General features: G+C 23.4%; 14 protein-coding genes. 5 read left to right on the top strand and 9 right to left on the bottom strand.

Going from position 1 to position 12,562, the window contains the following annotated elements:
- Window positions 1–28 precede the first annotated feature (28 nt).
- Together AAHM95_RS01890 and AAHM95_RS01885 are read left to right on the top strand one after the other, a co-directional pair.
- Window positions 29–991: an alpha/beta hydrolase gene (locus AAHM95_RS01890; protein ID WP_338975418.1), complete on the top strand. Its 963-nt coding sequence runs from the start codon at window positions 29–31 to the stop codon at window positions 989–991.
- A gap of 192 nt (window positions 992–1,183) precedes the next feature.
- Window positions 1,184–1,666 (top strand): hypothetical protein, encoded by a 483-nt coding sequence (locus AAHM95_RS01885; protein WP_342273961.1) that lies wholly within the window; start codon window positions 1,184–1,186, stop codon window positions 1,664–1,666.
- A gap of 73 nt (window positions 1,667–1,739) precedes the next feature.
- On the opposite strand, the gene AAHM95_RS01880 is transcribed toward AAHM95_RS01885, so the two are convergent.
- The 9 genes from AAHM95_RS01880 to AAHM95_RS01840 all read right to left on the bottom strand — a co-directional run bounded on the left by AAHM95_RS01880 (window position 1,740) and on the right by AAHM95_RS01840 (window position 11,089).
- Window positions 1,740–2,978 carry an IS256 family transposase gene (locus AAHM95_RS01880; RefSeq protein WP_281749630.1) on the bottom strand — a complete coding sequence of 413 codons (1,239 nt, stop codon included), beginning with the start codon at window positions 2,976–2,978 and terminating at the stop codon, window positions 1,740–1,742.
- 117 nt (window positions 2,979–3,095) lie between these two features.
- Complete coding sequence (locus AAHM95_RS01875) at window positions 3,096–4,403, bottom strand: hypothetical protein (RefSeq protein ID WP_339042881.1); 1,308 nt, start codon at window positions 4,401–4,403, stop codon at window positions 3,096–3,098.
- Between the two features lie 139 nt (window positions 4,404–4,542).
- Entirely contained in the window at window positions 4,543–4,986 is a 444-nt protein-coding gene (locus AAHM95_RS01870) for a hypothetical protein (RefSeq protein WP_338975413.1), read from the bottom strand.
- Window positions 4,987–5,067: 81 nt separating this feature from the next.
- Entirely contained in the window at window positions 5,068–5,508 is a 441-nt protein-coding gene (locus AAHM95_RS01865) for a hypothetical protein (protein WP_342273960.1), read from the bottom strand.
- A gap of 84 nt (window positions 5,509–5,592) precedes the next feature.
- The gene (locus AAHM95_RS01860; RefSeq protein ID WP_342273959.1) at window positions 5,593–7,428 is read right to left on the bottom strand and encodes an ABC transporter ATP-binding protein; all 1,836 of its coding nucleotides are present in this window, start codon (window positions 7,426–7,428) and stop codon (window positions 5,593–5,595) included.
- Window positions 7,429–7,466: 38 nt separating this feature from the next.
- Window positions 7,467–7,622: a hypothetical protein gene (locus tag AAHM95_RS01855; RefSeq protein WP_342273958.1), complete on the bottom strand. Its 156-nt coding sequence runs from the start codon at window positions 7,620–7,622 to the stop codon at window positions 7,467–7,469.
- 92 nt (window positions 7,623–7,714) lie between these two features.
- Entirely contained in the window at window positions 7,715–8,812 is a 1,098-nt protein-coding gene (locus AAHM95_RS01850) for a nicotinate-nucleotide adenylyltransferase (RefSeq protein ID WP_342273957.1), read from the bottom strand.
- Window positions 8,812–9,711 (bottom strand): deoxyribonuclease IV, encoded by a 900-nt coding sequence (locus tag AAHM95_RS01845; protein WP_342273956.1) that lies wholly within the window; start codon window positions 9,709–9,711, stop codon window positions 8,812–8,814. Before AAHM95_RS01845 ends, AAHM95_RS01850 begins: the two co-directional genes overlap by 1 nt.
- Window positions 9,712–9,730: 19 nt before the next feature.
- Complete coding sequence (locus tag AAHM95_RS01840) at window positions 9,731–11,089, bottom strand: DEAD/DEAH box helicase (protein ID WP_338975404.1); 1,359 nt, start codon at window positions 11,087–11,089, stop codon at window positions 9,731–9,733.
- Between the two features lie 282 nt (window positions 11,090–11,371).
- Here AAHM95_RS01840 and AAHM95_RS01835 point away from each other — a divergent pair, with 282 nt between their 5' ends.
- The 3 genes from AAHM95_RS01835 to AAHM95_RS01825 all read left to right on the top strand — a co-directional run bounded on the left by AAHM95_RS01835 (window position 11,372) and on the right by AAHM95_RS01825 (window position 12,450).
- Window positions 11,372–11,599: a hypothetical protein gene (locus AAHM95_RS01835; protein ID WP_342273955.1), complete on the top strand. Its 228-nt coding sequence runs from the start codon at window positions 11,372–11,374 to the stop codon at window positions 11,597–11,599.
- A 56-nt stretch (window positions 11,600–11,655) separates the two neighbouring features.
- Window positions 11,656–11,865: a hypothetical protein gene (locus tag AAHM95_RS01830; protein ID WP_342273954.1), complete on the top strand. Its 210-nt coding sequence runs from the start codon at window positions 11,656–11,658 to the stop codon at window positions 11,863–11,865.
- Between the two features lie 69 nt (window positions 11,866–11,934).
- On the top strand, window positions 11,935–12,450 hold the full coding sequence (locus AAHM95_RS01825; RefSeq protein WP_252320024.1) for a hypothetical protein: 516 nt from the start codon (window positions 11,935–11,937) through the stop codon (window positions 12,448–12,450).
- The last annotated feature ends 112 nt before the right edge of the window (window positions 12,451–12,562 follow it).

Below are 12,562 nucleotides of genomic sequence, written 5' to 3'. Positions count from 1 at the left end.
TATATATTATTGGAGGGTATCATTTATTATGGATAATTTTTGGCAACATTATTGATGAGCAATACTTATCGTAGTTTTAGCTATGTTAATAATACTTTATATTTTATATAGAATTTATCAAATTTTCCATATTGATTATCACTGAGAACTGAATCGTCATTTTCCACAATGAAGTAACGAGGGAATCATCACTAGGGATAACTATTTTTTACATACTGAATTTAAATTTGTTGATAATAGTAAATATATTATTATTGGTATTCATGGTATGGGTGCCTCTTTAACAGACTTTAAAACAGCTGCTAAGTTTTTTACTAAACATGGTATTTCATTTTTAAGTTTTGATCAACGAGGTTGAGGAGAAAATGAAAAATGAAAATATCATACTTTAGGAACAACTATTAATGATATTAAAGATATTATAACGGTTTTGAATGAACGTTATCCTAATAAAAAAATTTTATTAATGGGTGAATCATTAGGTTCTGCATTAACAGCATTAGCAATTAAAAGATTACCAAAAATGATTGATGGTGCAATTTTAACTAATTTTGTTACTAAGAAACAAATATTTAAAATAAAACCTTCATTAGTTTGTCATGCAATTTGAGGATTTCTATTTTATAAACATCATCCATTACCTATTACTTTTGATATGGAAACAATTTCTATTAATTCTAATTATATTAAAAAAGGGAAAATTAGAGCAATGACTAATATGAAATTTACATTATTATTTTCCTTACAAGCACAAAAATTAAGTAAACAAGTACCAAAAAATCTTAATAGTGCTAAATGTCCGGTTTTGATTGTTCAATCTGCAAAAGATATATTTGCTGATTTTGATAAAATTGCAAAAAATAATAAACGTTGAAGACAAGGGATAACTTATAGTTTTTATGAAGAAGGTAATCATGCGATTTTAAATGAACCCAATATTAATATTATTTTAGAAGATATTTTAACTTGAATAGAAAAAGAACATATATAATGATTATTTATGATATTAGATCAAAAAATAATTAGAAAATTTAAAAATAGTAAATAATAGTTGATTGCGTAATTTTTATTTTATAGTTATAATAGTATTTATAATTTAATAATTGTTCATACCTAGTATAGTAATTTAACTATACTAGGTTTTATTAAATTAAAATTATATGTGAAAAGGAAGATAAAAATTATGAATATTATTACAGATCAAAAAGAATTAATGAATGAAATTGAAGGTTTATTAGAAGAAATTGAAAATAAAATTGAAGTAGAAAGAAGAATTGATAAAACTAAAAAAGAAATATTAGGTGATATTTCAGATTCTGTAGGAACTCCTGCCTATATGCAAACAGCTGGACTAGTACAATATATTAAACAACAATTAAACGAGGAGAAGTCAAAAACAAATCCTAATATTAAACAATTAATGTCAATTATGTCAGAACTTAATGAAGTAAAAGAAAAAATAGATGTCACAGGTCAAGATTATAATTGACGTAATGCTAGAAAATATAAAACATCTAATAATCCAGAATTTTTAAAAATAATTGAAAACCTTAAAGTTGAGTGTTTAGAAATTCACGAAGAATATTTAATTAATAATTCTAATCAAATGGCAGAAAACCAACCATCAGCATCTAATCAAAGTAGTGTAAGACAACATTCATTGTAAAAATAATGCCTTAATTAAGGCATCATTTTTTGAGGCTTTTTAATAATCTGTGTATCTTTGTTTTACAAAGTTACTAATTTAGATTAATTCTGTCTTCAAATTTTATCATAAAATGAGCAATTGCTGTATTTCAATTTTGAATAGGCAATGTTCATTTTTTTGTTATATTTTCAATTGCCAAGTAAAATATTTTGAAAACTGCCATATCATTAGGAAAAACTTTTTTATTTCTGATGATTTTTCGTAATTGACTATTAACAGATTCAATAGCATTTGTAGTATAAATCACTCTTTTGATTTCTACTGGATAACTAATAAAAACCATTAAATTATCTCAATTTTTATATCAAGATTTAGTAATTTGAGGATATTGTTTATTTCATTTACTTTCAAACGATTCTAAAGCTTGCATTGCTTGTTCTTCACTACATGCACTATAAATTGGTTTTAAATCTGCAACTAGACCTTTTCGATGTTTGTATGAAACATATTTTAAACTATTTCTAATTTGATGAACAATGCATAATTGATGTTCTGTTTTAGGATAAACTGATTGTATTGCTTCTGACATGCCTGTTAAATTATCACTACAAGCAATAAGAATATCATTTAAGCCACGATTTTTCATTTCTGTGAAATTAGATAATCAAAACTTAGAACCTTCATTTTCACTAATTCATAATCCTAAAACATCTTTTTTGCCTTCTAAATCAACTCCTAATGCTATATAAACTGATTTGTTAATAATCCGTTTATCTTGTCGTACTTTAACTACTATACAATCAAAATAAACAATAGGATAAATACTTTCTAATGGTCGATTTTGTCATGCTTTAACATCATCAATAACATCATCAGTAATTTGACTAATAACACTTTCACTAATATCAGCACCATGATATAACTCTTGCAACTGCATTCTAATGTCAGATAATGTCATTCCTTTTGCATACAAGGAAAGAACTTGTTGATCAAAACCATCAAATCTTCTTTGCCTTTTAGGAACTATTACAGGAGTAAAATTACTATTGCGATCTCTTGGTACATCAATTTCAATTTTACCTTGTTGAGTTATTAATTTTTTTGAACTTGTACCATTACGAGCATTTTCAGTAGTACTATGTTGATTTTTTTCATATCCTAAATAATTTTGCATTTCAGAATTCAACATTTTTTCAACTAATCTTTTTGTTAATTCTTTATATAAACCGCCAGGTTTAAAAACTGTTGTTAAATCTTCAGTATTTTCTAGTAATAAATCTACTGCTTTTGATATTGGATCATTATTATTAAAGTTATCTTTTTTAGCCATCTGTAACTCACTCTTTCTAGTCATTTAATTATATTTACTAGAATTAATTAAACATAGTTATTTTTGTAAGTTACACAGATTACTAAACATTTCCCATTTTTTATATATTAAATTTAATTATTTTTTAAATTGAAAACTAATATTATCTAAATCAATTGCTAAACTACAACCAGCAATTAAATTTGGTGATGAAGTAACACGTGCATTTCATTGATAATAAATATTATTATCATCATGGTATACATAAAGTTCAATAATTGGAAGTTGAATAATAAGATCAGAAATTGCTACAACATTATAAGGATTTTGTAGTTCATATTTAATATTTTTATTAGTAGTAATATTATTAGTATCACCAGTAAGATTATTATTTTCTTTATATGTACCCATATTATTAATTGATAGTTTAGAATTATTAAAATTAAATTTAGGATAAAGTTGTGAAAATTGTTCTCAATTTTTTGCATATTTAGTTCAATTTAAAATGATTTGTTGATCACTATTTTTTGATCAATCATTTTTATTAATATTGCTAAAGTCTTCTTTATAATGATAGTTAATACTTTGTTTTATATTTTGGACATTTCATTTTGTATAGTAAATTGCTACTAAGTTATTATCATTATCAAAAATAAAATTTAATGAATAATCTTTTATATTTAGGAAAAGGGGTGAATTTTTAATAAAGTTAAAGATGTTATTATTTTCAACAATTAAGTTAATAATATTATTTGTTAATTGGTTACTAATTAGTTTGTTTAAACTGCTTTTATTAATGAATTGTTGACTAATATTATAAGCTATTGCTAAAGAAATTTTATTATTAATAGCAGCATCAGCAATGTAATATAATCCTAAGTTCTCACTAAGATTGTTATTATTTTCAATTTTAGAAGCACCAGCAATGTTAGAAATATCAATATTTTGTTCAAGACCACCAAATTGTAAATATGTTCAATTATTGTCACCAATAAAATTATTTTGTTGATATTCACTAAAATTGTAAGCATCAGAATAATTAGGATTGCTTTTAAGTGATGTTACTTTTTTGTGGCTGTTCATTTCTTGTTTTGTATTTTCAATATTTAATTTATCTTCATTAGGAATAGTAACTTTGGTATTATAAACTAGGTTACCTGTTGTATCTACTAAGAAGACGTTTCTAGCATTGGTAAAAGTATAACTTTTTAATGCTGAAGTATCATAACTATAAAATTTATGATCGGTTGTTGATTGGTTAGTAATTCAGTCACTATTATTTAAATATTGATATTGATTATTAAATAATGATGTTTGATTAGTAGTGGCGTTTGCTTTTTGTAAATCATTTTTGCTACTATTAAAGTGATTCACACTAGTTAAAATAGTGGTACTTGTTGCTAGTGAAAAAATACCAACTGTTAAAATATTTATTGTTTTTCTCATATTTTATACCTTTAAAGTTAATATATAATTTTAATAAAGATATAAAGTTTATATCATCATTAAAATTATAACGATATTAAACTATCTTTATTTATATTATAGTACTTTTAGCGAAATTCTACAATTATGAGTTAAATATTTATTTAACTTTTCTCATAGATTCAAAAAAAGATTTAATTTGAAAATTTTCAGTACTTATTACTAGTCTAGGAGCTTTTAATTCTGTTAAAATTTGATTTAAAATTTTGCAAATTTCTTCTACAAATAATTTTAATGTTTTAATAACATTAAATCCAAAAATAAATATATAATTTTTTCTATTATCAATAAATTCATAATAATTATAATTAGTATCAACTCAAATTCATAAATAATTAGGATTTGAATTTATTTGATTGATTGAAATATATTTTTCCATTTTTTCTTCTTTAATAAGATTTAAAATTCATGTACTTCTTTCATTATCATTAACTATTTTAAAATAATGAATAAAACTATTAATAATTAAATTATCATAATCCATTTTTTTTAGTTGTTGATTAATAATTTTGTTTTTATTAAAAATCTGTTTTTCAGATAACATAATTAAATTATTTTTAACTGCAAAATTTAATTTTGTTTTTAAATTTTCATATGATACTTGCTTTTTTTCTGAATTGTAACCTTACATAAAAATACTATGTGTTAATAAATTACGCATAAATTTTAATCAAAAAATAATATTTAATTTCTCAAAATTATTTTTAATTTTATTTATTTTACTTTTATTTTTTTTAGTTAAATTTTTACTTTTATATATGTTTAAAATTTCAAAAGAAAAATAAACAAGTTCATACACATCATATAAATAATTTACTAAAGTTCTAATATTAGTGATAATACTACATTTAGATTTTTCTAATATAATTAAATCATTACTAATACTTGTAATATTAACTCTAGCATTTAGTAATTTTTGTATTTGTTTTTGATCATAAGATCACTTTTTTTCTTTAGAAGCCTCATTTAATAAAACTGAAACAAAAAAATCTATATATTCAAATATATAACTTTCTAATTTAACTATTGCATTAAGTTTATCTTCATAGGAATTATTATTTTTCATATTATTATATTCCTTACTAAATTTGAAAATATTAATTTTATTTTTTAATTTAAATATGGGAATATTAATGGTTCATTAAAAATTTTACCCCATAATTCCAGCTTCATATAAATGTTTAAAGTGACATTCTTTAACTTTTAATTCATCAAAAGTACCAACTTGAACTAAACCTTTTTCTTTTTCTAAAACTAAAATCTTATCAACAGTTTTAATTGTTGATAAACGATGGGCAATAATAATACTAGTACGACCAATCATTAATTTATTAAATTGTGCTTGTATTTCCTTTTCGACAATATTATCTAAAGCACTAGTAGCTTCATCTAAAATTAATAGTTCTGGATTTTTTAAAAAGATACGAGCAATAGCTACTCTTTGTTTTTGACCACCAGATAAGTTAATCCCACGTTCACCTAAAATTGTATTATAACCATTAGGTAATTGTTCAATGTAATCATGTAAGTTAGCTTTACTTGCAGCAATTTTGATTTCTTCTAAAGTTGGTCCTTGCTTAGTATAACTAATGTTTTCGGCAAATGTGCCAAATAAAATTTGTGGATCTTGTTCAATATAGCCAATATGATGTAAGTATTGTGCTAAGTCAATATCACGTAAATCAGTATTATTATTAATTAAAATTCTTCCTTCAGCAGGGTCATAGTAACGTAGTAATAACTTAGAAATAGTAGTTTTTCCGACACCAGTTGCACCAACAATAGCATAACTTTTACCTTTTTCAAAAGTGAAAGAGAAGTTATTTAAAATTCAGTCTTCTTTTTCATCATAGCGGAAATTAACATTTTCAAAAATAATATCACTAGTAATTTGTTTTACTGGTAAGGCTTTTTCTTTATTAACTATTTTTGGTTTAATATTAAGAATTTCATTAACTCTTAAAATTGAAGTTGATGTTTTAGCTCAATTACCTAAGAATTGAATACTTTGAATAACTGGGAAAATTAAAGTGTTGACTGCTAATAAAAAAGCAATTAGTGTTGAAACACTAATGATGTGTTTACTTACAAACATGAAACCAGCAACTAAACCAACAATGTTAATTCCTGTTAGTAATGTAATTAGTAATGCTCTAGTAAAACTTTCAAAAGTAATAGTTTTTTTTGCTGCTTGATAATATTTAAGATGTTCATTAGAAAATCTTTTATTTTCACTTTTTTCTGTAGCATTACTTTTAATTAAAGTAATAGTATTTAGTCGATCAGTAATATCAGCATTAACTTCAGTGTAAACTTTTCTTCATTTATAGTTTAAATAACGAATAATTTGAACATTTAATACTGATATTATTAAAATTGATAAAACAATACCTAAAACAATTAATGATAATTGTCAATTTAAAGAAAAAATAACGTAAATTGAACCAAAAAAAGTCACAATTGAACTAAGCATAGTTAAAAGAATAGATTGCATATTTTCACCAATAACACTAGTATCACTAATTAGTTTTGTTAAAGTGTCACCAATTTTGCGATCTTCATAATATGACATATCTAAATCTAGTAAATGTTTTAAAACTTTATTTCGATATTCAATTTCAACTTTAACACCAATGATGCTTCCTGTTAAATTACGAAAGTACATAAATAATCCTGATGCAATTTGTAAACTAATTAAAATATAAGCTAAAGTAGTAATTTTTTCTCATTGAAAACCATCGGGGGTAGCTAAAAAATTATTAGTAATTTTAGGAATAATTACTGAAATTATTGAAGAAGCAATAGTGGTTAGTATTGCAATTAGATAAAGTAGTGGATATTTTTTAAAGTATTTAATAACTGCGCTTAAGAAACCACTTTTTTTTATTTTTAATTCATTATAATCAGTCACGCTTTTTTTTATTTTTGCTGTTGTATTTTCTTTTGTCGGCGAAGCAGTAATTTTTGTTTTATTTTTTTTGGACATAATATTTGTTCTCCTTATTAATAATTTATTTTTATTTGTTATAGTGGTAAACCCAATTCTTTTAATGGAATATAATTAAAAAAATAACGACAATTACTATCTATTATATAATTTAAAGTATCTTTATATTCTGGTTTTTTAAATCAATCACTTAATAAATATCAGTATTCAATTTTGCAATCATTACTGAACAAATACATCTTCTGTTTTAAGTTATACTTCCCTTTTCTTTAATATTATATATTAAATAATTAATAAATAAGTATTTTACTATAGATACTATTTGTTAATTTTTATTACTTCACGTTTCATATATTGTTAAAAACTTATTATTTAATGGTTTTTTTTGCTCTAGTAAATGCTTTTTTAAAATTTCTAGATAGTATTTAAAAGCAACAGTTAAATCTTGAAAGGCAAGTTTTCTTAATTCTTCAACATAATAATGGTTACGTTCAATTGATATTTTATCTGCTAATAATACTATTAATTCTAAAGTTTTCATTTCGTTTGCACCAGTAGTGTGTTTAGCAATTGCATGAAGAACTAAATCATCATGGTACTGATAATGATTTTTTAAATACAATGCTGCTACATAACCATGTCAAACTGGAAATGGTTCTTGTAAAATTTCTTTATTATATTTTGTTAAAAATTTAGTCATTTTATTTTTACTTCATTGTTTGCAAAGGTCATGATAAGTTCCAGCAATTAGGGCTTTATTAGCATCTTCGTTATAATGGATTGCTAATTTAGCAGCCATTTTACCAACATTAATACAATGTTCAGTTCTATTGTTATCCAAATTTGCTTTTAAACGCTCATAACTATATATTAAATTATTGTTAATATAATCATTAATTTTAATATCGATTTGATTAATAATTTCACCATTTCTAATTTTGGCAGAGCTAATATCACTGCTTGGTCGAACTACTAAATTTTGACATTTGTATTTTGACATTAGTTCTAATGTTTTACGATAATGAGGGCGATTAACAACAATAATTTTAACTAAATTAATTAACTGTTCAATTCCTTGTCATTTATTTAAGGTATATAAATTATCAGAACCAATAATAAAAAAGAATTTGTGATTTGGATAGTTTTCAATAAAGTAGTTAATAGTATTAATAGTATAACTAGGTTGCTTACTTGTTAGTTCATAATCATTTAATTTTATTCAAGAATAGTTTTTAATAACTAAATTAATCATATCGACTCTTTGTTGATCGCTGGCACTGACACTATCTTTTAACGGATTTTGTTTTGTTGGTAAAATTCAAACTTCATCAAGTGAAAGTTTATGATAAGCTGTATTTGCAATGTTTAAATGTTGATTATGAAATGGATCAAAAGTTCCACCAAAAATGCCAATTCTTTTCATTATTTGCTAGTTCCTAATGATTCTAAAATTTCTTTATTATATTTTTTTGTTCTTATCATTTTAATTTCATGTAAATAAGGTGGATGACCATTAATTCATGGCGTTTCTAAAATTTTTATTTTAGTAAGCAACAATGGATGATAAATAATGTTAATTAAAGTTTGAAAACCAAGATAACCCATTCCTAAGTTAGCATGACGATCTTTATGAGCATTGATTGGGTTTTTAGAATCATTAACATGAATAACTAATAATTTATCTAATCCAATAAGTTGATCAAATTTTTGTATTATTTGTTCTAAATTATTATTAAGATCATAACCAGCATCAGATAAGTGACAAGTATCTCAACAAACACCAATTAGTTCGGGTCTTTTTACATTATTAATAATATATTGAAGTTGTTCAAAAGTAGTTCCTACTTCACTACCTTTTCCTGACATTGTTTCCAAAGCAATTTTTACAGTTTGTTTTTCTAAACATGCTGCATTTAGTCCTTTAACAATTTGTTCTAAAGCAGTTTGTGGTAAAGCACCAACAGCGCTACCTGGATGTAAAACCAAAGTTTTAATGCCAATATCTTGACAGCGAATTATTTCTTGTCGTAAGAAATCTACTGCTAATTGGTAAGTACTTTTGTTAATACTATTAGCCAGATTAATAATGTAAGGAGCATGAACAATAAGATTATTAATATCAATATTTTTTTCAATTAGTTTTTCTGTAAATTCTTTAATAAATAATGCTTTGGTTGGTTTACGAATTGTATTTTGTGGAGCACCTGTATAAAACATAAACGTATTGGCATTATAACTTAGAGCCTCTTCAAGAGCACCCAATAAATATTTTGGTGCTTTCATTGAAACATGAGATCCAATAATTAATTTGTCATTTTCCATCTTGCTTCCTCTTTCATTATTAATTTTCATCAAAAAGTTTTTTTCTTCTTGCAATTGCTTGTGTTTTTTTAATTTTCTTAATTGATGCTTTAATGTGTTGTTTTCTTGTTTCTTTTTTTATTGCTTCTAAATCTTTATTAAATTTTTTCTTATAACCAGGAGTTACATTTTTATTTTTTTTAAAGCGATTAATAACATATTGCTCTTCTTTATTTCTTTCTATTTTTCGTTTATGAGCAACGATGTTGTCATTACTAATTTCTGGTAGTAACTTATTATCTTTAATTTTATAGTATTCTATTGGAACATTTAAATTTTTTAACTTATGAATAGTAGAATTATCACTCTTATCATAAAATACATAAGAAATACCTGAATAGTTAGCTCGTCCTGTTCGCCCTGCTCGATGAAAATAATATTCTAGATTATTTGTCGGTAATTGTAAAGAGATAACATGAGATACCCCTTCAATATCAATACCACGTGCTGCGATATCTGAACAAACAACATATTGATATTCAAAATTTTTAATACGTTTAAAAGTTTGAGAACGTTCTCGTGCTGGTAATCCACCATGTAAGATTGCTACTTTTTTATTTTCTTCAATTAAGACGTTTGCAATTTCTTCAATATTTTCTTTGTTATTAACAAAAATTAAGCATAAATAAGGATCAAACATTGTTAATAATGATTGTAGTTGTTTTTTACTATCTTGATGATGACGATTAATAAAAATATGTTGAATTTTTTGAGATTTATTATCAATACTAATTGTAGTAGCGTTAGTAATATATTTTTTTAATCAAGTAACTAGTTGGGGTAATATTGTTGCTGAAAAAGTCATAATTTGAGTATTTTTATTCATTTTAGTAATTAAAAAATCTAAATCTTCCATGAATCCCATATCAAATAACATATCACATTCATCAATAACTAAAGTGTTAGTAGTAGTAATTGCTAACATATTAAGTTCATATAAACGTTTTAATCTAGTTGGAGTTCCAATTACAATTTGTGGTTGATTATTACTTAAATTATTACTTTGACGAATAATATCTTTGCCACCCACTAAACAAGCAATGCTAATATTTTGATCTTTGATTAAAGCTTTTAAAAAATTGAACGTTTGTTGAGCAAGTTCACGAGTAGGTGTAATAATAACTGCTTGTGTTACTTTTAAAGTAACATTACAATTATTTAAAATTGGAATTAAATAAGTATGAGTTTTACCACTACCAGTAGCACTTTTAATAATTAAGTTTTTATTAGTTAATGCTAAAGGAATAATTTCGGTTTGGACTGGTGTTGGATTAATTAGTTTTTCTTTTTTTAAATTTTCAATTAGTCATGGTTGTAAATTAAATTGTTGAAATGACATGCGTTCACCTTTTTCTTTAATGCAATATTAATATTTTATCTTATTTTTACTAAGTTCTTTAAAAAATAAGATAAAAAACTTTATTAAAAGTAATAATAATTACTATTTTAATGTTTAAGATTATTAATTTTCAAAAAATAAAAAAATACATCAGTAATTTATACAACTAATTGTTTATTTAAATTTCTACTCTAATAAAAGTAAAATGTCAATAGATTATTTTTAATCATGTAAAATTAACTTAGAAAAAAATTAAGGGCTTAGAAAAGAGGTTTGTAATTTATGTCAGAAGAAGATGAAGAAGAAAAGAAAAAGAAGAAGAAATCAACAAAAATTATTGCTGGTCTTATCGGCTCTGCAGCTTTAATTGGAGCCACCATTGCTGGTGGTATGACAGCTATTGCCGAAACAGAAGGAGAAAAAGAAGAAGAAGAGGAAGAAAAAAATAAAAAAAATCAAATGATTCGATCTCTAAACAATCATCAATTAGTGATAATAAACAAACTTTAGCAGTAATTTTCAAAAACAAAACAAATCTGCAATTAAAACCTGAAGACAAATTGAAAATGACAAGTCCAGAAACTGTAAAGGAGGTTATTAAAGAGAGACTAATTGAAAATAATCCACAATCAAATTTAATAAAAGAAAAAATTATTTTAGGTAATTTAAAATATAATAATATGAACATTAAACCAACTACTTTAACAGTTGAAATGACTTATGATGACCCTTTAGTTATTGGAAGTGTAATTTTAAATGTAATTTATCCAAAATAAAAGATAAGAAGAACTTGTTTATAAAATGACGCAAATTTATATATTAAGAAAATTTAGGGGGTTATTTATATGCAAAATAATTTAAATATAATGTTTTTAGTTAATTGATCAGATTTTTCAATAAAGGACTGAATAATCATAGGATTATCAATATTATTATTAATGCTAACTTTTATTTTTATTTTAGTTATTTTTCTTTTTAAAAGAAAAAGATTTAAGTTTAAAATAAATAATATTATAAGTGATAATTTAGTAAAAATAGGTAAAAATAATTATAAATTTTCAAGTAGAAATGCTTTTATACTCTTTAATGAAATTAAATCAATAATTTTAGATAAGCGTTATAAGTATTTTTATAAATTTAAAAAGAGATATAAAGATGGTAGTTTAAATAATGAACTTTTTGATATAGTTCAAAAATATTATTTAAAAAATGAAAAAGAATTAAAGAAAAAACCAAAACCTTTATTTGAAAATAAAAAAAATGATAAACCCAGTGATGCTGTTAATAAAAAAGATGATAAAAAAGTTAAATTTGTTTTTGATGATCAAGAAATGACAGTAAAAATTGAAGAAGATAAATAAAACTACTCAATTGAGTAGTTTTATTTATCTATAACTATTTTTTATATTTTAAAAATATGTATAAAAATTTAACACCAAATATTCTAGATATTATGATATAATTTTTTAAACT

Origin of the sequence: Spiroplasma endosymbiont of Phycita roborella, assembly GCF_964031195.1 — a bacterium.
GTDB classification, from domain to species: domain Bacteria; phylum Bacillota_I; class Bacilli_A; order Mycoplasmatales; family VBWQ01; genus Spiroplasma_E; species Spiroplasma_E ixodetis_A.
The sequence above is the reverse complement of the archived record's forward strand: the minus strand, read 5'-3'. Positions and strand labels throughout refer to the sequence as shown.